The organism is Streptomyces sp. x-80, assembly GCF_046549095.1.
Classification (GTDB): Bacteria; Actinomycetota; Actinomycetes; order Streptomycetales; family Streptomycetaceae; genus Streptomyces; species Streptomyces celluloflavus.
In genome coordinates this window covers 67,097-89,549 of the sequence record NZ_JAJPWM010000013.1, presented here as the reverse complement: position 1 = coordinate 89,549, position 22,453 = coordinate 67,097, and the positions used below count along the sequence as shown (strand labels likewise).

The 22,453-nt window shown below is 73.1% G+C and carries 18 protein-coding genes; 9 read left to right on the top strand and 9 right to left on the bottom strand.

The window, feature by feature from the left end:
• The first annotated feature begins 60 nt into the window (after positions 1-60).
• The 4 genes from ACLJWH_RS25570 to ACLJWH_RS25555 all read left to right on the top strand — a co-directional run bounded on the left by ACLJWH_RS25570 (position 61) and on the right by ACLJWH_RS25555 (position 2,324).
• Entirely contained in the window at positions 61-453 is a 393-nt protein-coding gene (locus tag ACLJWH_RS25570; RefSeq protein ID WP_411144089.1) for a hypothetical protein, read from the top strand.
• Complete coding sequence (locus ACLJWH_RS25565) at positions 423-776, top strand: hypothetical protein (RefSeq protein ID WP_411144088.1); 354 nt, start codon at positions 423-425, stop codon at positions 774-776. Before ACLJWH_RS25570 ends, ACLJWH_RS25565 begins: the two co-directional genes overlap by 31 nt.
• Before the next feature lie 3 nt (positions 777-779).
• Positions 780-1,700, top strand: a complete 921-nt coding sequence (locus ACLJWH_RS25560; protein WP_411144087.1) for a phosphotransferase family protein — start codon at positions 780-782, stop codon at positions 1,698-1,700.
• 132 nt (positions 1,701-1,832) lie between these two features.
• Positions 1,833-2,324: a hypothetical protein gene (locus ACLJWH_RS25555; protein WP_411144086.1), complete on the top strand. Its 492-nt coding sequence runs from the start codon at positions 1,833-1,835 to the stop codon at positions 2,322-2,324.
• A 7-nt stretch (positions 2,325-2,331) separates the two neighbouring features.
• On the opposite strand, the gene ACLJWH_RS25550 is transcribed toward ACLJWH_RS25555, so the two are convergent.
• The 4 genes from ACLJWH_RS25550 to asnB form a co-directional block, all read right to left on the bottom strand.
• On the bottom strand, positions 2,332-3,294 hold the full coding sequence (locus ACLJWH_RS25550) for a pirin family protein (RefSeq protein WP_411144085.1): 963 nt from the start codon (positions 3,292-3,294) through the stop codon (positions 2,332-2,334).
• A gap of 19 nt (positions 3,295-3,313) precedes the next feature.
• Positions 3,314-4,090 (bottom strand): dimethylargininase, encoded by a 777-nt coding sequence (gene ddaH / locus ACLJWH_RS25545; protein ID WP_411144084.1) that lies wholly within the window; start codon positions 4,088-4,090, stop codon positions 3,314-3,316.
• Between the two features lie 143 nt (positions 4,091-4,233).
• The gene (locus ACLJWH_RS25540; RefSeq protein ID WP_411144083.1) at positions 4,234-4,623 is read right to left on the bottom strand and encodes a GntR family transcriptional regulator; all 390 of its coding nucleotides are present in this window, start codon (positions 4,621-4,623) and stop codon (positions 4,234-4,236) included.
• A gap of 209 nt (positions 4,624-4,832) precedes the next feature.
• Entirely contained in the window at positions 4,833-6,683 is a 1,851-nt protein-coding gene (asnB, locus tag ACLJWH_RS25535) for an asparagine synthase (glutamine-hydrolyzing) (protein ID WP_411144082.1), read from the bottom strand.
• A 222-nt stretch (positions 6,684-6,905) separates the two neighbouring features.
• Between asnB and ACLJWH_RS25530 the strand changes: the two genes are divergently transcribed.
• A complete protein-coding gene (locus tag ACLJWH_RS25530) occupies positions 6,906-7,835 on the top strand; it encodes a GNAT family N-acetyltransferase (protein ID WP_411144081.1) in 930 nt (309 codons plus the stop codon).
• 301 nt (positions 7,836-8,136) lie between these two features.
• Here the strand turns inward: ACLJWH_RS25530 and ACLJWH_RS25525 are convergent, their stop codons facing one another.
• A complete protein-coding gene (locus ACLJWH_RS25525) occupies positions 8,137-8,991 on the bottom strand; it encodes an esterase/lipase family protein (protein WP_411144080.1) in 855 nt (284 codons plus the stop codon).
• 340 nt (positions 8,992-9,331) lie between these two features.
• On the opposite strand from ACLJWH_RS25525, the gene ACLJWH_RS25520 reads away from it, so the two are divergent.
• Complete coding sequence (locus tag ACLJWH_RS25520) at positions 9,332-9,970, top strand: pyridoxamine 5'-phosphate oxidase family protein (RefSeq protein ID WP_411144079.1); 639 nt, start codon at positions 9,332-9,334, stop codon at positions 9,968-9,970.
• A 65-nt stretch (positions 9,971-10,035) separates the two neighbouring features.
• On the opposite strand, the gene ACLJWH_RS25515 is transcribed toward ACLJWH_RS25520, so the two are convergent.
• A complete protein-coding gene (locus ACLJWH_RS25515) occupies positions 10,036-11,115 on the bottom strand; it encodes a DNA polymerase thumb domain-containing protein (protein ID WP_411144078.1) in 1,080 nt (359 codons plus the stop codon).
• A 491-nt stretch (positions 11,116-11,606) separates the two neighbouring features.
• Positions 11,607-15,455 (bottom strand): DNA polymerase III subunit alpha, encoded by a 3,849-nt coding sequence (locus ACLJWH_RS25510; protein WP_411144077.1) that lies wholly within the window; start codon positions 15,453-15,455, stop codon positions 11,607-11,609.
• 302 nt (positions 15,456-15,757) lie between these two features.
• Here ACLJWH_RS25510 and ACLJWH_RS25505 point away from each other — a divergent pair, with 302 nt between their 5' ends.
• Positions 15,758-16,822, top strand: coding sequence for a DUF3533 domain-containing protein (locus tag ACLJWH_RS25505; protein WP_411144076.1), 1,065 nt, complete (start codon positions 15,758-15,760; stop codon positions 16,820-16,822).
• Positions 16,823-16,936: 114 nt separating this feature from the next.
• Here the strand turns inward: ACLJWH_RS25505 and ACLJWH_RS25500 are convergent, their stop codons facing one another.
• On the bottom strand, positions 16,937-17,701 hold the full coding sequence (locus ACLJWH_RS25500) for an SDR family NAD(P)-dependent oxidoreductase (RefSeq protein ID WP_411144075.1): 765 nt from the start codon (positions 17,699-17,701) through the stop codon (positions 16,937-16,939).
• A 131-nt stretch (positions 17,702-17,832) separates the two neighbouring features.
• On the opposite strand from ACLJWH_RS25500, the gene ACLJWH_RS25495 reads away from it, so the two are divergent.
• A complete protein-coding gene (locus tag ACLJWH_RS25495) occupies positions 17,833-18,522 on the top strand; it encodes a TetR/AcrR family transcriptional regulator (protein ID WP_411144074.1) in 690 nt (229 codons plus the stop codon).
• Between the two features lie 118 nt (positions 18,523-18,640).
• Here ACLJWH_RS25495 and adhE read toward each other — a convergent pair whose 3' ends face one another.
• Positions 18,641-21,286 carry a bifunctional acetaldehyde-CoA/alcohol dehydrogenase gene (gene adhE / locus ACLJWH_RS25490; protein ID WP_411144073.1) on the bottom strand — a complete coding sequence of 882 codons (2,646 nt, stop codon included), beginning with the start codon at positions 21,284-21,286 and terminating at the stop codon, positions 18,641-18,643.
• A 546-nt stretch (positions 21,287-21,832) separates the two neighbouring features.
• Between adhE and ACLJWH_RS25485 the strand changes: the two genes are divergently transcribed.
• The gene (locus ACLJWH_RS25485; protein ID WP_411144072.1) at positions 21,833-22,294 is read left to right on the top strand and encodes a subtilase-type protease inhibitor; all 462 of its coding nucleotides are present in this window, start codon (positions 21,833-21,835) and stop codon (positions 22,292-22,294) included.
• Positions 22,295-22,453 lie beyond the last annotated feature (159 nt).

Genomic DNA, 22,453 nt, shown 5'->3' with positions numbered 1-22,453 from the left:
GGCTCCTGAACGGCCTGTCACCTCCCCGAGCGCTACGACGCTGAGGAGTTCCCGGAGTGGATGCACCTGACCTGCCGGGCCATGGCGTCGGCCGCGGTCCCGCCGGTGGCCGACGACGGCCAGGCCCACCACGACCGCAGCTTCCACGGGGCGGCGGACAATCGGGGCGACGGCGCGTGGTTGCCGGGGGTGACCCGGGGAGTCGTGCCGTCGGACAGCGAGCGGCTGCTTGACGACATCTCCTGGGACGAGACCGGCAACGGCAAACCCGGCCACAGCCACGGCGCGCTGTACGAGGAGCTGCCCGTCGGGCTCGGCCACCGGCTCCCCAAGTTCTGGACCAGGGAGTTCATCGAGGGCGTCGACTTCCTCAACAAGGGTTTCTCCGCCCGGCGTTCCGGCCGACGATCGCGGAATTCCCGGTGCGCAGATTCCCGGAGATCGTCGGCGTGAACATGCGCTGCGAGTTCCACGGTCCGGGCACCGCCGGCATCTCGAAGGCCGACGGTCCGACCGACCTCGGGTACGACACGAGCTCCCCCCGACCGCATATCGCCGACGACGACGTCGAGACGGGTCATTCGGCCACATCCCGGGACGCGGTCGTGTCCCTCATGGCGGAAGCGGCACGCCTTGGCGTCTCCGGCCTCGTCCGGGAACGGGTCAGGCGAGGTGCCACCGCGATGCGCACGGCCTACGTTGTGCTGATGCAGGGGCGCCTCAAGATCGTTCCGACGCAGGTGCCGACTCGTCTCCTCAACGCCAACGGCAGGTGATCCATGTCAACCGATACCGCGAGCACGATCCGTAACGTTCTCCAGAGGGAGTGCCCAGGGGTCCACGTCACGTCGGTCCGCCCGCTCGACAAGGGCTACACGAGCAAGCAGTGGGTGGCCGCCACCGATGAGGGCCGGCTGCTGGTCAAGGTGCCGCAGCGCGACCTGGACCCCGAGCATCTGCGGCGGCTCGTCGCCGGCGCGCGGGTGGCGGCCGAGCACGGCATCCCTGTGGTGCGGTATCGGCGGCTGGTGCCGCACGAACCGGCCGTGAACGGCCCGTTGCTCATCCAGGAGTACCAGGAGGGCGAGGCGGCGGGTGACGTGTGGGATTCCCTCGACGGGGACCAGCGGATGGTGCTGCTCCAGGACCTCGGCGACATCATCGGGCGGCTGCACGCCATCGTGGGACCCCACTTCGGGGACGTGCTGGGCGGCGCGAGGGCCTCGTCGCTGCGGGAGTCGGTCGAGGCCGAGGTGGCGGCGCTGCTCCCGCAGGCCGAGCTCGGTCGGATCGGTGACCCCGACACCCTCCGGTCCGCGATCGGCGCCGCCGTGGCGCGGCTGGAGAACTCGGCGAACGTCCCGGCCTTCACCCACGGTGACCTGTGGCTGCCGAACTTCCTGGTGCGCAACGGGCGGATCAGCTGCGTCCTCGACTTCGAACATGCCACGTACGCGGAGAGGTTCCGGGACTTCGGCAAGCTCGACGAGCACATCTTCGACGCGTTCCCGGCCGGCCGCGATGTCTTCCTCAAGTCGTACGACGCGGCGTGTCCGCTGCCGGACGACTGGGAGCGGCGGGTCGATCTCGGACATCTGCTGCACGCGCTGAACATGCACGTCTACTTCCTGCGCTGGAGCCCGCAGTGGGCGCCGCAGTACGCCCAGCAGGCCAAGAAGTGGCTCGCGAGCAATTCGTGAGCCCGGCCGCCGGTAGGGCCCCTCGGTCCGGACAGCGGAAGGAGTCCATGCACATGAATTCCGCGCGTGCGTTCATACTGCGCATGCCATGGAAGGTTCCCTGGAGGACGCCCTTCGGGGACGAGCCCCACGGTGCTCGTCCGGCCGGCCAGCGGTGAGGTGACCGGGTGGGGCGAGGCGGCCCCGGGTACCTGGCCGCTGTTCTGCGGGGAGTGGGGGCAGTCGGCATTCGCGCTGGTACGCGACTGCATACTGCCCCGCCCCGCCGGGGCGACCGTCGACGACGCAGCTCAGCCGGCCGAACTCTTCGCGGAGATCCGGGAGAACACCTTCGCCAAGGCCGCGGTCGAGACGGCCTGGTGGGCGCTGCGCGGCGGCGTCGAGCAGCGCCCGCTCAGCTCCTACGTCGGTGGGACCCGCTCGACGGTGCGGGCGGGCGCCGGCTTCGACATCCACGCCGGCACGGCACGGACGAACACGAGGGCAGCCCCCGGGACGCCGTACCGGAAAGCGCAGAGTGACCGGAATGAGGCTTCCGGGTTCTTCCTCCCGCCAGGGAGCTGCACGAGAAGTTCGGGTTCGTGCACCGCGAACCGTTCACCGGCTCCTCCCCATCAGCCATAGTCGCAGGTCAGTGTGCCCTTCCCCGGGGCTTGAGCCGCACCGGCGGCAGTTCCGGCGCGAGCAGCCGTGTGCCGTCGTAACCGTGCACGGCGCCGAAGCGGTCACCGTCGTTCCACGCGGCGCGGGCCTCGGCGATCTCGGCGTGGCTGCGGCCGACGAAGTTCCACCACATCACGATGGACTCCTCGAACGGCTCGCCGCCGAGGAGCAGCAGGCTGCTGTCGGTGTCGGCGCGCAGCGGGAGTTCGCCGCGTCCGCAGCCGAGGTAGAGGAGCGCGCCGGGGGCCAGGCGGACCCCGTCGACCTCGCATGCGCCGGAGATGGCCAGTGCCGCGTACTCGAAGTCCGGTTCGACCGGCAGCCGGGTGTCCGTCCCCGCGGCGAGGGCGATATCGGCGCCGACGAGCGGGGAGTAGGTGGTGCCGGGCGAGGTGGCGCCGGCCAGTTCGCCGAGGATGACGGTGGCCGACAGTCCGCCGCCACCGGTGATCACCGGCAGCTCGGTGTGGTGCTCGAAGGCCGGGGCGACATGGCGGTGTTCGGCCGGGAGCGCCACCCACAGCTGGGCGCCGTGCAGCAGCGGCGTATGGGCACGGGGGGATTCCTCGGAGTGCGCGATGGCCCGTCCCGACGTCATCAGGCCCAGCTCGCGCGGGCGCACCGTCTGGAGGCTGCCCAGGCTGTCGCGGTGCAGCACCTCGCCCGCGCGCAGCCAGCTGACGGTCTGGAGGCCCATATGCGGATGCGGCGGCACCTGCATACCGGGTTCGTCGGCGATGTCGTCGGGGCCGTAGTGGTCGACGAAGCACCAGGCGCCGACCATGCGCCGGCCGAGGTTGGGCAGCAGGCGCCGCACGACGGTGCTCTCGCCGAGGGGCACCTGTTTGCCCGGCTGAAGGTCGCGGACCGGACCCGTACGGCGGTTCCCGCCGCAGAGGTTGGACACGGGCTGGAGATCGAGGTTGCTCATGCCGTCACGATAGGTGCGGTCACGCGTGCAGCTCGCGCAGACGTACGGACAGGCAGGTCACACAGCCCTCCAGTTTCTCGAACTCGCCGATGTCCACCGGCACCGGGCGGTATCCGAGGTCGGCGAAGAGTGCCGCGGTCTTCGGTGCGCTGGCGGCCATCAGCAGTTTGCCGTCGCCGAGCAGTACGACATGCGCGCCGGACTCCTCCGGTACGGGCAGGAAGCGCGGGAAGACGGCCGGGTCGTCGACCAGTGGCGGGTAGCCGATGACGGTGCCGTCCGGCAGGGCGGTCACCGCGGACTTCAGATGCAGCACCCGGCTGACCGGCACGGCGACCACCGTGGCGCCCAACGGCTCGAAGGCGGAGCGGAGTTGGCGGATGCCCTCGGCGTTGGTACGGCCGCCGCGGCCGACGTGGACGGTGTCGCCGGTCTTCAGGACGTCGCCGCCGTCGAGTGTGCCGGGGGCGCGGATCTCGTGGACGGAATAGCCGAACGCCCCGGCCGCGGCGCGTGCGGCGCGCGTCTCGGGCCTGCGGGACTCCGCGCCGGGCCGGGTGATCAGCGCGACATCGCGGTACACGACCATGGTGTCCTCGACGAAGACCGCGTCCGGGCAGTCGTCGGCCGGGGGTACCTCGGTGGGCTGCCAGCCGTGGTCGCGCAGCGCCTGGACGTACGCCTCCCACTGGCGCAGCGCGAGCGCCGGGTCCACCGGCCGCCGGTCGATATGGGTGACCAGCCCCTCGGCGAGGCGGGGTCCCGGACGGCGGACTAGGGCCTGCTGGCTGGGCATACGTCTCCTTCGGTCGCGCGGCCGGTGTGGCGGTGGCCGGGGTGGCGAGGTGCGGGGTGCTGACGTACGGGGGTGCTGACGTGCGGGGTGGCGGTGCGCGGTAGGGGGCGGGGCCGCTCAGGTGCCCGTTCTCCGGGGGCCGCTCAGGTGTCCGTTTCGTACGTCGCGCGCAGGGCCTCCTCGACGGCGGCGAGGGCGGCCCGCCGGTCCAGGCCGAGGCGGTGGGCGCGGCGGGCGTATCCCGCTGCGGCCGCGGCGGCCTCCTTGTCCGCGGCGTCACCGGCGGCCGCGATGAAGCTGCCGTTGCGGCCCCTGGTCTCGATCACCCCGTCGGACTCCAGGGCCCGGTAGGACTTGGCGACGGTGTTGGCGGCCAGCCCGAGTTCCTCGGCGAGGCCGCGGACGGTCGGCAGTTTGTGGCCGACCGGCAGGCGGCCGTCCCGGGCCTGGTCCGCGATCTGGGTGCGGACCTGCTCGAACGGCGCGTCGGCCGCCGCCGGATCGATGCTGATCTTCAGGTTCTGCGGGGACACGGCGGGCGCTCCTGGTGCTGGTGGTGGCGGGTCGGGTGCGCGGTTTTGTCGCATCCATTGTGCGCCAGGAGCGCCCGCCGTGCCGATACCGGTCCGTATGCCCTGCGGAGTTACCGGGGATACCGGTGTCACCGGGGTCACCGGTGTTACCGGTGTTACCGGTGTTACCGGTGTTACCGGTGTTACCGGGGATACCGGGGATACCGGTGCTACACCTCCAGGGTCGTCCCGGTCGTCCGCAGCCAGCTGTCCACGCCGAGGACCAGCTCGGCGCCCGGCCGGATGTCCGTCGTCGCGCCGTCCGCGGTGGCCTCCGCGACGGCCGTGGCGTTCAGCAGCGGCCGGGCCGGTGCGCCGGGGTCGGCGGCCAGTTCCTTCAGTTCGGCGCGGAGCGCCTCGCCGTAACGCGGGTCCTGGGTGCTGGGGTAGGGGCTCTTGACCCGGTCGGCGACCAGGTCGGGCAGCACATCGCGGACGGCGGCGCGCAGCAGCGACTTCTCGCGGCCGTCGAAGGTCTTCATCGACCAGGGGGTGTTGAAGACGTATTCGACGAGGCGGTGGTCGCAGAACGGCACCCGGACCTCCAGGCCGACGGCCATGCTGGCCCGGTCCTTGCGGTCCAGCAGGACCTGGACGAAGCGGGTCAGGTGCAGGTAGCTGATCTCGCGCATCCGGCGCTGGAGTCCGGTGTCGCTGTCCAGGTAGGGCACCTCGGCGAGCGCCTCGCGGTAGCGGCGGTTCTCGTAGCCGGGCAGGTCGAGCTTGGCGAGCAGCCCCTCGTCCAGCAGCGCCTCGCGGGTGGCGTTGCCGCCGGAGAACCGGCCGGAGAGGCCCGCCGCGATCCAGGGGAAGGTGTCGGCGTTGACGGACGCCGGGTCGTGGAACCAGCGGTAGCCGCCGAAGACCTCGTCCGCGGACTCGCCGGACAGCGCGACGGTCGACTGCTCGCGGACCGCCTTGAACAGGAGGTAGAGGGAGGTGTCGCCGTCGCCGAAACCGTTGGGCAGGTCGCGGGCGGCCAGGACGGCGGCGCGGTGGCCGCGGTCCATCAGGGCGGCGGTGTCCAGGACGATGTCGTGGTGGTCGGAGCGGACGTGCTCGGCCAGGGCGTGCGCGTACGGCCCGTCGGGGGTGCCGCGCAGGTCGTCAGCCTTGAAGTTCTCGGTGTAGCCGGTGAAGTCGACGGCGAACGAGCGCACCGGGCCACTGCCCTGGGCGGCCAGCGCGCGGGCGGACAGCGCGGTGATGGCGGACGAGTCCAGGCCGCCGGAGAGCAGGGTGCACAGCGGCACATCGGCGATCAGCTGGCGGGCGACGATGTCGTCCAGCAGTTCGCGGACGCGCGCGATGGTGGTGTCGAGGTCGTCGGTGTGCTCACGGGCCTCCAGCGCCCAGTAGCGCTTGACGCTCACCCCGCCGCGGCCGACCCGGACGATATGGCCGGGGCGCACCTCGTGCATGCCCTTGTAGACGGCGTGGCCGGGGGTCTTGGTGAAGGTGATCAGCTCGGCGAGGCCCTCGGTGTCGACGGTGGGGTGCACCGAGGGGTGGGCGAGTATCGCCTTGGGTTCGGAGCCGAAGAGGGCGCCGTCGGGGGTGGGGTAGTAGTAGAGCGGCTTGATGCCCATCCGGTCGCGGATCAGCAGGAGTTCCTCGGTCCGCGGGTCCCAGAGGGCGAAGGCGTACATGCCGTTGAGCCGTTCGACGAACGCCTCACCCCACTGGAGGTAGGCGTGCAGCACGACCTCGGTGTCGCTGCTGGTGCGGAAGGCGTGGCCCAGGGACTCCAGCTCGCTCCGCAGTTCACGGTAGTTGTAGACCTCACCGCTGTACGTGGTGACGATCAGGGTGCGGCCGTCGTGCTCGACGGTCATGGGCTGTTTGCCGCCGTCGATGTCGATGACGGCGAGGCGCCGGTGGCCGAACGCGGCGTGCCGGTCGAGCCAGACGCCGCCGGCATCCGGGCCCCGGCAGGCCATCGTCTCGGTCATCGTCTCAAGGGTGCGGCGCTCTGTGGTGAGGTCTCGGTCGTAGGAAATCCATCCGGTAATTCCGCACATGCTGGCGGCTCCTCTTCGGTCGGCGGCAGGCCACCGCATACCGGCGGCGGCTCGCGGCGATCACCGTACGCCCGGATAGTTGCACCTGCCACCTAAACCGGTGGAGCACCGTCCGGAATGAGCCACCCGGACGGCGGCGTCAGAAGCGGCAGGGAGAGCAGCGGGGAAGCGGTACGGAAAGGGGAGGCGCCGGGGCATGCGGGGGGCGTACTGTCCGCGGCCATGATGCCCGCCATACGCGAGTTCCGCCCTGCCGACGCCAAGGCCGTCGCCGACCTGCGGCGCGCCGCGCTGCCGTTCCTGATCTCCACTCCGCAGGGCGTCGCCTGGCAGGTCGCCACCGCTCCGGCGGCACAGTGCCTGCGGCTGTTCGTCGCCGAGCTGGACGGCCGGATCGTGGGCGCGGTCCACAGCGGTCTGGTGCACGAGCACAGCGTCCCAGGCCGGGCGGCGGCGACGCCGGTGGTCCATCCGGACCAACGGGGGCGGGGCGTGGGCGGCGCGCTGCTGACCGCGGCCGAGAAACATCTGGCCGCGGCCGGCGCCACCCGGCTCTTCGCCTGGGCGACGGACGAGCCGGGCGCCCTGGCCTTCGCGGCGCACCGTGGCTACCGCCGCACCCGTCCGGCCAGTTTTCTCCGGCTCGATCTCGCGGGCGCCCGCCTGCCGCCGCTCCCCGGCCGGCTGCCGCCGGGCGTCCGGCTGTGCACCGGTGCGGACTTCGGCGCCGACCCCTACCCGCTGTTCGCGGTGGACGCCGAGGCGACGGCGGACGTACCGGGCGATGCCACCGGTGACGCCATGGCCTACGAGAACTGGCTGCTGCACACCTGGGAGCATCCCGACAACGACCTCGGCCTCACCACCGTGGTGACCGTCGACGGCGAGATCGCGGCCTTCACCCTCGCCACGACCGACGGTCTCGGCCGCTACTCCTCGGGCATGACCGGCACCCGCCGCGCCTTCCGGGGGCGGGGGCCGGCCCGGCTCGCCAAGACGGACTCGCTGCGCCGCGCCCGGGACGCAGGCTGCACCGAGGCGTTCACCGGCAACGACGCCGCGAACGCCCCGATGCTCGCGATCAACCACGCCCTCGGCTACCTGCCGTACGCGGCCGAATGGCGCTGCGTGCGCGAGCTCGGGAGAGGGTGACGCGGCGTCCCTCCGGCGGGACGGGGCGGGTCGCGTCCCGCCGGACGGTGCGGCGTCCCGCCGGACGGTGCGGCGCCACGCCGGACGATGCGGCGCCACGCCGGACGGCGGTTCCGGCGCCCGGCGCCCCCGCGGCCCCGTGGTGGCGGCGCCGGACCGGCCGACGGCCGGCACCTGGCCCGCACCGGTGACGACGGCCGCGGCGTCCCGCCGGCCGTCGGGGCCCGGTCGCACCGTGCCGCCCGCTCCCGGCCCGGCACGGCGTGCGCGGTCGGCTCGGCCGGGCCCCGACGGGTGCGGGTCAGCCGGACGAGCAGGTCGTCGGGGTGGCATGGGCCGGGTCGAGGGCGTTGGCCGTCTCGTGGAAGGCGACGCCGTCGGCGAGCCCGATGGCCACGTGTTCGGCAGGGTCGGACGGGCACAGGTCCTGGAGCAGGACGTTGTGGACACCGGGGCCGTCGAGGAACTGCGTCCGGTAGGGCGTGACGACCTCGTCGTACCGGGTCGCGATGACGGTGTAGCGCACGCCCGGGACGGTGTCGCCGCCCGCGTTGAGGCGGTCCAGCATGTCCGACCCGGCGATCTGGTCGGTCAGGCCGGGGGTGAGGGTGCTGAGGTACTGCCTGGCCCCGGGGAACTGGTCCAGCAGCCGGGTCAGGCCGTCCAGATCGGTGCCGTGGTTGCTGGGCGCCAGCCCGATCAGCGCGTTCACCTTGTCCGCGCCGCCGTGGAACTTCAGGTAGTCCCGCGGCATCATGCCGCCCTGCGAGTGGCCGACGATATCGGTCTTCGCCGCCCCGGTGGCGGCCAGCACCCGGTCGACGTACCCGGCGAGCTGTCGCGCCGACGCGTCCACGGCGCCGAGGCCGTGGAAGAACGGGATACCGGGCAGCCGGCCGTAGTCGAGGGAGAAGACGCAGTAGCCGCGGTCCACCAGGTAGGGCGCGAGACCGAGCCAGTTGTCCACGGCGTTGCCGAAGGTGCCGTGCACCAGGACCACCGGCCGGGGGTGCTGTGCGGAGGGCTTGCAGGAGAAGTTGTTCCAGCCGCTGCCGACGGTGGGGGTGCCGGCGGCGGCGGGCGCGGCCGTGGTGACACCGATGGCCAGGGCGAGGGCGGGGAGGACGGCGAGCAGGCGGGACCGGCGCAGCTTCATACGATGCTCCTTGCGGGTGAGGGGACTCCGAAGTGCTCGGTGAGCCGTTCACCTGCGATCCGGATCGCAAGGGTCATTACCGCTGACTGAGAGTCAAGTTACGGCTGGGTAAATGGCGTTACCAGCCATCCGGCAGTGAAGGAAGCCGCACACGATCCGCACCGGACGTCCGGGTCACGCGGCATCCGTACCGTGCTCGCGCCGGGCCCGTCCGCCGTGTCCGGGCCGTTGTCGGTGGCGTCCCGTAGAGTCGGTGACGCGTTGTCCGATAAGCCGTTCACCTGGGAAGTTCATGGCCCGGGGGGCGGTTGCCCGGGGTGGCCGACGAGGGGAGAGACCGATGGAGACGGCGGATCTGACGGGAATCACGGAGATCGCCTCCGAAGCGGAGCTGCGCGAGCTGATCGGCGAACCGAGCGCGCACGCCGCGCACAAGACCCGCCGGCGGCTGCACGACATGGACCGCCAGTGGCTGGCGCACTCCCCGTTCTGCCTGATGGCGACGTCGGACGCGGAGGGCCGCTGCGACGTCTCGCCCAAGGGCGACCCCGCGGGCTTCACCCACGTCCTGGACGACACCACCCTGGTGATCCCGGACCGCCCCGGCAACAGGCGCCTGGACGGGTTCATGAACGTCCTCGGCAATCCGCATGTCGGGCTGAGCTACCTCCTGCCGGGGCGCGGCGACACGCTGCGCGTCAACGGCCGCGCCAGGCTGCTGCGCGACGCCCCGTTCTTCGACGAGCTGATCGTCAAGGGCAACCGCCCGCGGCTCGCGCTGCTCGTCGAGGTCGAGGAGGTCTACTACCACTGCTCCAAGGCGTTCCTCCGCTCGGAACTGTGGCAACCGGAGACCTGGGAACCCGACGCGCTGCCCTCGCGGGCGCGGATCGTCAAGCGCGTCGAGGCCCAGGACGTCCCGCTGGAGGCCCTGGAGGAGCACTACGGCCCGCGGTACGGCCAGCGGCTGTACGGCTGACGGGTGGTGGCCGGTGGCTGACGGGTGGTGGCCGGTGGCTGACCGCCGGTGAGCCGGCGGCCGGGTCAGTGGTCGCCGGTCTTCGCCGCCGGGCGCACCGCACCGGTGCCGAAGCGTGCCCTGGCCCGGTCGACGGCCGCCTCGATGCGGTGCGCCTTGTCGTCGGCCGGATCGAACGTCAGCTGGTGTGCGGCGAGTTCGGCGGAGCAGAGATCCTCCGCGCGCAGCGCGACGGACCGCACCCGCGCCCGCTGCAAGCCGAGCGCGGTGTGCAGCGCGTAGGCCGCCGCGGTCAGCGCGGGTCCGTGCGCGGTCGGCTCGGCCAGCCGCCGGGTGCGGACCGTCGTGGAGCGGTCGGCGTAGCGGACGGTGAGGGTGAGCGCGCGGGCCACTTGCCCGCCCGCGCGCATCCGGACCCCGAGGTCGTCGGCGAGCGAGAGCAGTGCCCGGCGGCGCCTGGCCGGGTCCAGCTCGTCGTGGACGAAGCGGTGTTCGGCGCCCAGGGAGCGGGTGGCCGCGTTGGGGGACACCGGCGTCGGGTCGATACCGCGCGCCCGCTCGTACACCGCGCGGCCCGCCTTGGCGCCGAGGATCCGTTGCAGGGTCGCGGACGGCGCGGCGGCGATCCGCCCGACGCTGTCGAGTCCGTACGCGCACAGGAGGCGTGCGGTCGCGGGCCCGACACCCTCCAGCGCCACCGCCGGCCGGCGGGCGAGGAACGTGGCGACGGACCCGGTGTCCCCGGGGACGGCCCGGATCTCCCCGGGCGCCGCGCCCTGGGCCGCCATCCGCGCGAGCAGCGGGTTGGCGGCGACCCCGATCGTGCACCGTACGCCGTGCCACACCAGCGCACGCAGCCGCACCAGTTCGGCGATGCCCGCCGCGTCCCGGCCGAAGTACCGCAGCGCCCCGCGGACATCGGCCAGCGCGGCATCGGGCGGCAGCGCCTCGACCACCGGCGTGAACTGCGCCAGCAGCCGCAGCAGCGCCGCGTACTCCCCGGCGCTCACGGGGGTGTCGCCGGCGGCCCGGAAGCGTACGCAGAGCACACCGGCCGGCCGCGGCGCCCCGGCGGACGGCGGGGTGACCGGCGGCGCCCCGGCGGACGACGGTGCGGCGGTGCGGCCCTCGGCGGACGCCGGCACGGACGGCTCCGGAACGGACGGCTCCGGCGCGGCGGAGCGGCCCCCGGCGGACGGCGACACGGCGGACCGGCCCCCGGCAGACACCGGTGCGGACGGCTCCGGGACAGGCGGCTCCGGGACGGCGGACCGACCCTCGACGGACAGCGGGGTGACCGGCGGCGCCCCGGCGGGCGGCAGTGCGGCAGACCGGCCCTCGACGGACGGCGACACAGCGGACCGGCCCTCGGCGAACGCCGGTGCGGACGGCTCCGGGACAGGCGGCTCCGGGACGGCAGACCGACCCTCGACGGACGGCGGCACAGCGGACCGGCCTTCGGCGAACGCCGGTACGGACAGCTCCGGCACGGCAGACCGACCCCCGGCAGACGGCGACACAGCAGACCGGCCCCCGGCAGACACCGGCGCGGACAGCTCCGGGACAGGCGGCTCCGGGACGGCAGACCGGCCCTCGACAGACGACCCCGGGACGGCGGACGGCCGCGGCGCGGAGGTCATCCCGCGCTCCCTGGGCTGGAGTGCCACAACTTGCGGCCGGTGGCGGCGCGTTCGCCCGGGGGCTGGAGGTCGGCCCACGGGTGCAGTTCGTAGCCGGTCGGCAGCCGGATGGTCCGGGCCGGGGCGGCGGCCTCCCCGGCCGCACCGCCGGAAGCGCCCGCCCCCACGCCATGGCCCGCCCCGCCGGAACCGTCCGCCCCACCGGCTCCCTTCGCCGCCGCTTCCGCGGCCTCCTCTCCCCCGCCGGTCCGCCCTTCCGCCTCTCCGGTCCCGGCCGCCGCCCCGGAACCCTCGCGGTCCCCGGGCTCCGCCGGCGGTCCGGCCGCCTGGTCCGATCCTGCCGCGAGGCGGGCGGTGACCGCCTCCAGGCCGCCCTCGCGGCGCAGTTCGGCCAGTTCGGCGAGGTTCCACGCGGCGGCGCCGACCACGCTGAGGCTGCGCGGTCCGCGCCGCTGGACCGTGCCGCGCACCAGCAGCAGCCAGGAGTGGAAGACGGTGTGCGCGCAGACCTCAAGGGGGCTGGGGGGACCTCCCGGGCCGCCAGTGCCCGGAGCCGCGTCGAAGAAGGCGCAGTCGACCAGCCCCGTGCTGTCGTCAAGGGTCGTGAAGATGACCCGGCGGCCGGAGCGGATCGGCGGCGTCTGGGTGGCCGCCTTGGCCCCGGCGACCAGCACCGTCTCGCCGTGTCCGGCGTCGCGCAGCAGCCGGGCCGGCAGGGCGCCCAGCTCCGCGAGGAACTCCTGGTGATCGGCCATCAGATGCCGGGAGGCGTCCATGCCCAGGACGCCCAGTTCGGCGCTGAGCCGTTCGGTGTCGCTCAGGTCGGGCAGCCCCACCGGCTCGACCGTATCGGCCACCGTCGCCCGCCCGACGGCCCCGCCGCCGCCCGCCGTACCACCGTCCTGTCCCGGGCTTCCGGCGTCGATGGCCCGGCCGGGCAGGGTCAGCTGTCCGGCCGGCGCGCTCCGTCGGCGGTGGTGCAGTTCGGCGATGTGCAGCAGCAGGTCCCGCCGGTTCGCGCCGAAGGCGTCCAACGCGCCCACCCGGGCCAGGCGTTCGGCCACCGGGCGGCTCGGCCTGGCCCGCTGCCACAGGTCCTGGAGCGAGGTGTAGGGCTGCCCGTCCGCGATGCGCCGCGCCTCGGCCTCGCTCATCCCGTACACATCGGAGAGCGCGAGCCGCACCCCCCACACCCCGGAGCCGTCCCCGGAAGCCGCCGCGACCGGACCCGGGCCGGGCACCGGACCCGAAACCGAACCCGCATCAGACACCAGTTCGATTCGATGGGTGATCGCCGACCGGTTCACGTCCAGCGGCAGCACCGGCACCCCGCGCCGCCGCGCGTCCGCGAGCAGCAGCCGCTTCGGGTACATCCCGGGGTCGTGGGTGAGCAGCCCGGCGTAAAAGGCCGCGGGGTGGTGGGCCTTGAGCCAGGCCGACTGGTAGGTGGGCACCGCGAAGGCCACCGCGTGCGCCTTGCAGAAGCCGTACGCCCCGAACGCCTCGACGATCTCCCAGGTGCGCGCGATCACCTCGGGCGTATACCCCCGCCGCTCGGCGCGTGCCACGAACCAGGCGCGCACCTTCTCCTGCGCCTCCGGCTGCGACAGCGCGCGCCGCCGCTCGTCCGCCTCGTCCCGCGCGCAGCCCGTCATGATCCGCAGCGTCTCGATGATCTGCTCGTGGAACACCACGACCCCGTAGGTCTCGCGCAGCGGTTCCGCCAGGTCGGGGTGCGGATAGCGGACGGCTCTGCGTCCGTGCCGGGCCTCGATGAAGGGCCGCACCATATCGGCGGCGACCGGTCCCGGCCGGAACAGCGAGATATCGACCACCAGGTCGTGGAAGGTGCCGGGCTGGAGGCGTCCGACCAGGTCGCGCTGGCCGGGCGATTCGATCTGGAAGCAGCCGAGCGTCTCGGTGGAGCGGATCAGGTCGTAGGTGGCCCGGTCGTCCGGCGGCACCTGCGCCGGGTCGTCCAGGTCGAGGCGGCGCCCGGTGGCCCGGCCGATCTCGGTGACCGCGTGCGCCATCGCGGACTGCATCCGCACACCCAGCACATCGAGCTTGAGCAGCCCCAGGTCCTCGACGTCCTCCTTGTCGAACTGGGACATCACGATGGGGGTACTCCCCCGGCCGTCCCCGCCCGCGCCCTCGGGGTGGTGGGGGCCCGCACCGTGGGTGGTCGGTACGACGGGCGTACGGTCCAGCAGCGAGGCGTCCGAGAGCAGCACCCCGCACGGATGCATGGCGATACCGCGCGGCAGCGCGTCCAGCGCCTCGACCAGCTGCCACAGCCGTTCGCTCCCGGCCGCCGCCACCCCGCGCAGCTCCGGCAGTTCGGCCAGCGCCGCCCGCGCGTCCCGGGCCCGGATGTGCGGGAACGCCTTGGCGAGCCGGTCCACCTGCGCCGGGTCCATGCCCAGGGCGGCGCCCACGTCCCGTACGGCGTGCCGCACCCGGTAGGTCTCGGGCATCGAGACCGTCGCGACCCGCGCCGCGCCGAAGCGGTCGAAGATCGCGCGGTAGACCTCCAGCCGGCGGGCGGACTCGACGTCGATGTCGATGTCCGGCAGCGCCGCCCGCCGCTCGGACAGGAAGCGCTCCATCAGCAGCCCGTGGGCGACCGGGTCGGCGTGGGTGATGCCCAGGAGGTGGTTGACCAGGGAACCGGCGCCGGATCCGCGGGCCGCGACCCGGATGCCCATCTCCCGTATGTCGTCCACGACCCGGGCGACCGTCAGGAAGTACGAGGGGTAGCCGAGCCGTTCGATGGTGCGCAGCTCTTCGTGCAGCCGTGTCCAGTGCGCACGGTCGCGGTCGTAGCCGCGCAGCACCATCCCGGCGGCGCAGCGTGAGCGCAGTACCCGGGCGGCGGTGCGGTGCCCGGCGCCGACCAGCCGCGGTTCGGGGAAGTGGACGCGGCCGAGCCCGAGGTCGTCCTCCGGGTCGACCCGGCAGGCGCCCGCGGTCTCCTCGGTCATGGTGAGCAGCCGGTGGGCGAGGTCGTGCCGGAATCCGGCCGCCTCGGCGATCCGCCCGGCGGTGCGGCGCATCGCGGCGGCGTCCTTGAGCCATCGCTCGCCGGTGTCCCGGGCCTCGGGGCGGTGCCGGTCCACCGGGACCAGGCGGCGGGCGGAGTCCAGTACGTCGGCGACCGGGCCCTGGCCGGGGTCGGCATAGCGGACCGCGTTGGTCAGGACGGCGCGGATGCCCTGGTCGACGGCGAAGCCGAAGGTGCGGGCGGCCAGCCGGAGCGAGCCGGGGCCGCTGCCGTCGCGGCCGTGGTCGACAATCTCCAGGCGCAGCGCGTCGCCGTACAGCTCGCGCCAGGGGGCGACGATCCGGGCGGCCCGGTCCGGGCGCCCGGCGGCCAGCGCCCGGCCCACGTCGGAGTCCGGCCCGAGCAGCACGGTCAGCCCGTCCGCGGCGGACTCCAGGGCGTGCCACGGGAGGACCGGCCGTTCGGCCCGGTCCGCGTGCGCGGCCGAGACCAGCCGGCACAGAGCGGCCCAGCCGGCCGCACCGTCGCGGGCCAGGAAGACGGCGCGGGCCGCGGACTCGTCGAGGAAGGCGCCGCCGCGTACCGGGGTGCGCCGCCGCGCGGCGGGCATCGGCGTCGGGGGGCGCCCCGCCACGGCGAGTCCGGTGCCGAACAGCGGGCGGATACCGGCCGCGGCGGCGGCCTTGGCGAACCGGACGGCGCCGGAGAGCCCGTCCCGGTCGGTCAGCGCGAGGGCGTCCATGCCCCGTTCGGCGGCGCGCTCGGCGAGCCGCTCCGGGTGGGAGGCGCCGTAGCGCAGGGAGAACCCCGAAGCGGTGTGCAGATGCGTGAACCCTGACATCCACACCTCCTGCGCTCATCCGCCCCCTGACCGGTCCCGGGTTCCGTGCCGGTCCCGGTCCCTCGCTTCGGCCCCGGGCCCCTCGTTTCCTTTTCCACCATAACCCTTGCTCGAACATTCGTACGAACACGAAGAGAGGTGCTCCGGCTCGCCGCCGTCGGCCGGCCCGCCCGATCTGCGCGATCCCACTGCCTGCCGGAAGATATGGGGACGAAGGATCACGGCGTGATCCCGGTCCCGGCCCAGCACGTACCCGGCGGGCCCCGGCGTGATCCCGGCACGGATGTGGCGAGGAGCGGCGCATGGCCACGATGGACGACGGCACCCGCACCACCTTCCTCGGGGAGGTGAAGAGCGCGGTGACGACACGGGCCGCGCTGCTGGTGATCGGCGTACTGGGCCTGATGGCCGCGTTCATCACGTCGTACACCGGCGCGTTCCACCACCCGAAACCGACCGACGTACCGCTCGCCGTGGTCGCCCCCGCGCAGGTCAGCGGGGAATTGGTGCAGAAACTGGACCAGTTGCCCGGCTCCCCCCTGGCTGCGCGCGCGGTCTCCTCCGAGGCGGCCGCGGTGCGCCTGCTCAAGAACCGGGAGATCGATGCCGCGCTGATCGTCGAGGTGCCCGGCAGCACCGACCGGCTGCTCGTCGCGAGCGGGGGTGGCGCCTCGCTGTCGCAGGCGGTCGAGGCGGTCGTCGGCGCGGCCGAGAAGGCCCGGCAGCGCACCGTGCGCACGGTGGACGTGGCGCCCGCGGGGCACGGCGACAGCCGCAGCCTGTCGTCCTTCTACCTCGTCGTGGGCTGGTGTGTCGGCGGCTATCTGTGCGCCGCGATCCTGGCGATCAGCGCCGGGGCGCGCCCCGCCAACGGGCAGCGGGCGGTCATCAGGCTGGCCGTACTCGCGCTCTACGCGGTCGCCGCGGGCCTGGCCGGTGCGATCATCGTCGGCCCGGTGCTCGACGCGCTGCCCGGCAGTCTCTTCGGGCTGTGGGGGCTCGGCGCCCTGACCGTCTTCGCCGTGGGGGCCACGACCCTGGCCTTCCAGGGGCTGTTGGGCATCATCGGCATCGGCCTGGCGATCCTGGTGATCGTGGTGCTGGGCAATCCGAGCGCGGGCGGCGCCTATCCGTATCCGCTGCTGCCGCCGTTCTGGCGGGCGATCGGGCCCGCGCTGCCGCCGGGCGCGGGCACCTGGGCGGCGCGCTCCCTCGCGTACTTCCGGGGCAACGCGATGACCGGACCGCTGCTGGTGCTCTCCGCCTGGGCGGCGGGCGGCGCCCTGCTCACCCTCGCGCTCGCGGAGTTCCGTTCGAGGCGCGACCGGAAGCAGCGGCCGGCCCCGGCACAGGCCCCGGCCGGCTGACCGCCCGCCCTGGCCGACCGACGGACGCGGAACGGGTACGACACCCCGCGGGGCGCGCTCACCCGCGCACCCCGCGTGCCCGCGCGTTCCGCCGTCACCGCCGCGTCGCCGCGTTCACATATGCGTGCCGCCGTCGATCCGGATCTCCGTACCGGTGATGAACGCGCCGTCCTGCGAGGCGAGCATCGCGATGACTCCGGCGACGGTCTCCGGGCCCGCGAACCCCTCGCCGACGGCCGGCAGCAGCTTGCCGAACAGGCTCAGGTCGGCGTCCTCGGGCAGGCCCGGGTCGAGGGTCATCCCGGACCGTATGGAGCCCGGTGCCACACAGACCGCGCGCAGCCCCTGCTTGGCGTACTCGCTCGCGATGGCGTGCGTGAGGGACTGGATTCCGCCCTTGCTCGCCGCGTACGCCGCCATGTACGGGTGCGCGAACGAGGCGGAGGTGGAGCTGAAGTTGACCACGACCGGTGACCGGCCGGCCAGCAGGGCGGGCAGCGCCTCCCGGATCATCAGGAAGGTGCCGGTCAGATTGACCGAGATGATCTTGTTGAAGAAGTCCAGGCCGGTCTCGTGGGTGTGCGAGGCGCGCAGGATGCCGGCCGCGTTGACCAGGACGTCCAGGCCACCGAGTCCGGACACCGCGGCCGCGACGCCGGTCCGGACCGCCGCCTCGTCGGAGATATCCAGCACCGCGGTCACCAGCCGGTCGCCGCCGCCGTCCGCGGCGGCGCGCTCGGCGGTGGCCCGCAGGCCCGCCGCGTCGATGTCCGCCGCCACCACCCGGCCGCCCTCGGCGAGGATCCGGTGGACGGTGGCCTGTCCGATGCCCGAGCCGGCCCCGGTGATCAGTACGCGGCGTCCGTCAAAGCGCTCCATGGCGCTGCTCCCTTTCCCTGGGTACGTGCGCCCTCTCCGGGCGCATTCGTCCGCACAGTACGCCAACATGGCACGTTGTGCCATATTCGCGTGACGTGCCGAGATACAGCCACGCTCCGTAAGCTGGGCCCATGCCCACCGCGCCCCGCACCGCACCCCCCACGCGCCCCGCCCGCCTCTCCCTCACCGAGCGGCGCAAGGCCGAGACCCAGCTGGAGATCGCCCGCACCGCGGCGGCCCTGTTCGCCGAGCGCGGCGTCGGGGTCACCGCCGAGGAGATCGCGCGCGCCGCGGGCGTCGCACCGCGCACCTTCTACCGCTACTTCCGCACCAAGGAGGACGCGGTGGCGCCGCTGCTCGCCGCCGGGGTGCGGCGGTGGATCGACGATCTGGCGGGGCCGGCGGCCGGGCCGCACCCGCCGCCCGTGCGCGAGGCGCTGGAGCGGGCGGCGCGGCGGGCACTGACCCCGGCCGGACCGGAGGCCGAGGAGGCGCTGCGCTGGACCCGCGGGCTGCTGCGCGCGATGCCCGGTGATCCGGCGCTGCGCGCGGTCTGGCACCGCGTGCACCACGAGTCCGAGGAGGCACTGATCCCGGTCCTGGCGCGGCTGACCGACGCCGGCCCGCCGGCGGTACGGCTCGCCGCGGCCGCCGCGAACACCGCGCTGCGGGTCGCGGTGGAGGTGTGGGCCGCCGGTGACGAGCCGGCGGACGGCCCTCAGGGGCCCGCGGAGCTGGTGACGCGCGGTATGCGGGCCCTGACGGCGGGGCTGCCGGAGCTGGACGGCCGGCGGACGGAACCGGCCACGCGGCGGGACTGAACCGGCCGGCGGAGGGACGCGGCACACCGGGCCGCCCCGGCATACCGCGCGAGGGCCGCCCGGTACCGGGTACCGGGCGGCCCTCGCGCACGGGGTCGTCACGCCCCGCACGGCGGTCTCACTTCTCTCCGGCCACGTCCTCCGTCGTGCCGTAGTACGCCTGCTTCATCAGCCGCTGCATGTCGTCGGTCATCGGCATCCGCGGGTTGGCGGGCGCGCACTGGTCGGCGTAGGCGTTCATGGCCTGCTGCGGGAGGGCCGCGAGGAACTCCTGCTCGTCGACGCCCTGCTCCTGGAAGGAGGCGGGGATGCCGCACCGGGTGCGCAGGTCCTCGACGGCGCGGGCGTAGGACTCCACGCCTTCCTCCGGGGTCGCGGCGGGCAGGCCCAGCATCTTCGCGATCTCCTGGAACCGCTCCGGAGCGCGGTAGACCTCCGCCTTCGGCCAGGGGGTGGCCTTGCCGGTGAGCTGTCCGTTGTGCCGGATGACGTGCGGCAGGAGGAGGGCGTTGGTCCGGCCGTGGGCGACGTGGAAAGTGTTGCCCAGGGTGTGCGCCATGGCGTGGACCATGCCGAGGAAGGCGTTGGCGAAGGCCATACCGGCCACCGTCGAGGCGTTGTGCATCTTCTCCCGGGCCTCGGGGTCCTCGGCGCCGTGCACGACGCAGCGCTCCAGGTTCTCGAAGATCAGCTTGATGGCCTGGAGGCAGAGGCCGTCGGTGTAGTCGTTGGAGTAGACCGAGACGTACGCCTCGGTGGCGTGGGTCAGGGCGTCGAAGCCCGAGTCCGCGGTGACGGTCGCCGGGAGGTTCATCGGCAGCACCGGGTCGACGATGGCGACGTTCGGCGTGAGCGCGTAGTCCGCCAGCGGGTACTTCTGGGCGGCCGCGGGGTCGGAGATGACGGCGAAGGGGGTGACCTCCGAGCCGGTGCCCGAGGTGGTCGGGATGGCGACCAGCCGGGCCTTCTCGCCCAGTGAGGGGAACTTGAAGGCGCGCTTGCGGATGTCGAAGAACTTCTCCTTGGTGTCGGCGAACTCGACCTCGGGACGCTCGTACATCAGCCACATGATCTTGGCCGCGTCCATCGCCGAGCCGCCGCCGAGCGCGATGATGGTGTCCGGCCCGAAGTCGCGCAGCCGCGCGGCGCCCGCCTGGACGGTGGACAGCTCCGGGTTGGGCTCGACGTTGTCGATGACCTGGAGGACGACGGCCGAGGCGCGGCCCTGGAGGATGTCCGTCACCTTCTGGACGAAGCCGAGGGCCGACATGGTCTTGTCGGTGACGATCGAGACCCGCTTGAGGCCGTCCATCTCACCGAGGTAGCGCAGCGAGTTGCGCTCGAAGTAGATCTTCGGCGGGACCTTGAACCACTGCATGTTGTTGTTGCGCCGTCCGATTCGCTTGACGTTGACGAGATTGACCGCGGTGACGTTCCCGGCGACGGAGTTGTGCCCGTACGAACCGCAGCCGAGGGTGAGCGAGGGCAGGAAGGCGTTGTAGACATCGCCGATGCCGCCGAAGGTCGAGGGCGAGTTGACGATCACCCGGATCGCCTTGACGCGCTTGCCGAACTCCTCGGCCAGCTCCTCGCTCCCGGTGTGGATCGCGGCGCTGTGCCCCAGTCCGCCCAACTCGACCATCCGTGCGGCGAGTTCGATTCCCAGCTCGGTGGAGTCGGCGCGCAGGCAGGCCAGGATCGGCGAGAGCTTCTCGCGAGTCAGCGGCTCGCCCTCGCCCACCTCGGCGCACTCCGCGACGAGGACCGAGGTGCCCTCCGGGACGGTGAAACCGGCCTGTTCGGCGATCCACTGCGGGGACTTGCCGACGACCGCGGCGTTCAGCTTGGCGCCGGCGCAGTTGTTGGCGAAGGCCGTGGTGCCGAAGACGTACTCCTCCAGCATGGTCTTCTCGGCCGGGGCGAGGACATACGCGCCGAGCCTGCGCAGCTCCGCGAGGCCCTGGTCGTAGATCTCCCGGTCGAGGATGACGGCCTGCTCGGAGGCGCAGACCATGCCGTTGTCGAACGCCTTGGAGAGCACGATGTCGTGGATGGCGCGGGCCAGTTCCGCGCTCTTGTGGACGTAGGCGGGGACGTTGCCCGCGCCGACGCCGAGGGCCGGCTTGCCGCACGAGTAGGCCGCCTTGACCATGGCGTTGCCGCCGGTGGCGAGGATCGTGGAGACACCGTCGTGGTGCATCAGGCTGTCGGTGGCCGCCATCGACGGCTCCTCGATCCACTGCACACAGTGCTCGGGGGCACCCGCCGCGAGCGCCGCGTCCCGGACGATCCGGGCCGCCTCGGCGCTGCACTTCTGGGCGGAGGGGTGGAAGGCGAAGATGACCGGATTGCGGGTCTTGAGGGCGATCAGCGCCTTGAAAACGGTCGTCGAGGTGGGGTTGGTGACCGGGGTCATCGCACAGATCACGCCGACCGGTTCGGCGATCTCGGTGATGCCGTTCAGCTCGTCGCGGCGGATCACACCGGCGGTCTTGAGGCCCGCCATCGAGTTGGTGACGTGCTCACAGGCGAAGAGGTTCTTCACCGCCTTGTCCTCGAACAGGCCACGGCCGGTCTCCGCCACCGCCTGACGGGCGAGCTCACCGTGCGCGGCGAGCGCCGCGAGCGATGCCTTCATGACGATGTGGTCGACCTGCTCCTGGGTGAACTCCTCGAACTGGCCGAGGGCCTTCAGCGCCCCCTGGACAAGGCCATCGACCGCTTCCACTGCGGGGGTCGGTGCGGTGTTCTCCGTGGCCTGCATGGCAGGTCCTCCTTGGCTGGACCGGTTTCCTGATGTCTCCATCAGACCTCCGCCCAGACCTGCGAAGTGTCCGCGAATGCCCCCTTTTTCGCGGACCAAAGTCCCTTCAAGATCGGAACGAGACCGTCAATATGCCGTCTGACCTGCAAGAACGGGGGAGGACCTAAGACCCTTGAGGGCTCGTGAAAACTTTCACAAGTTTCGCGGGCGCAGGGCATCCGCTAGCGGCATAGGCCGACCCTGACGCCCAGGCCCCGCCTTCGGGCCAATCGGCGGAGATCGAATCCCTCCCGAACGATCGGTCGGCGGCCGGATTCACTCCTTTCCGGGCCGCCCGGCACCTCGCCGGGGTCGCCGTCGGCACCGCATCCCCGCTGGCCGCACACGGTGTCCGCACTGCTTCCCCACACTTCCCCCGCATTCGTTCACGCCATTACCCACTGCTTTCACCTATCGACTCAAAGCGATCGGCCGGGGTGCGTTCACTGTGCGCTTGGGCCAGACTCCCGTCCGGTATCTGCACCTTCGAGCAAGGGAGTGTTCGTCATGCGGTACATCACCGGCGGAATCGCGCTCGGCGCGGCACTGGTTTTCGGTGCCCTCGCCACCACCGCACCGGCCACCGCCGCACCCACCGCACCCACCACCGCACCGGCGCAGTCGGCGCGGACCACCGGGCTCTACGCCCCGACGGCGCTGGTACTGACCGTCGGCCAGGGCGAGAGCCGCGCGACCGCCACGGTGCAGCGCGCGGTGACGCTCAGCTGCGCGCCGGCGGCGAGCGGCAGCCACCCGGACCCCAAGGCCGCCTGCGCCCAGCTGCGTTCGGTGTCCGGCGACTTCACCGAGGTGACCGAGGCCGGGACGGGCCGGGTGTGTACCAAGGAGTGGGCCCCCATCGTGGTCACCGCGGACGGCGTCTGGCAGGGCAGCCGGGTGTCCTACACGTACACCTTCGCCAACTCCTGCGCGATGACGGACGGCAAGGGCTCGGTCTTCGAGTTCTGACCGCTCCCCGCCAGGCACCGGATTCCAGGTCCCCGGACGCCGGACGGCGGCGTCCGGGGATCGTCGGGCAGGGGGCCGACGGGCCGGGGGCCGGGAGTGGCCGCCGGTGGACGGACGACGGACGGAGGTGCCACCGGTGAACGGACGACAGACGGCGGG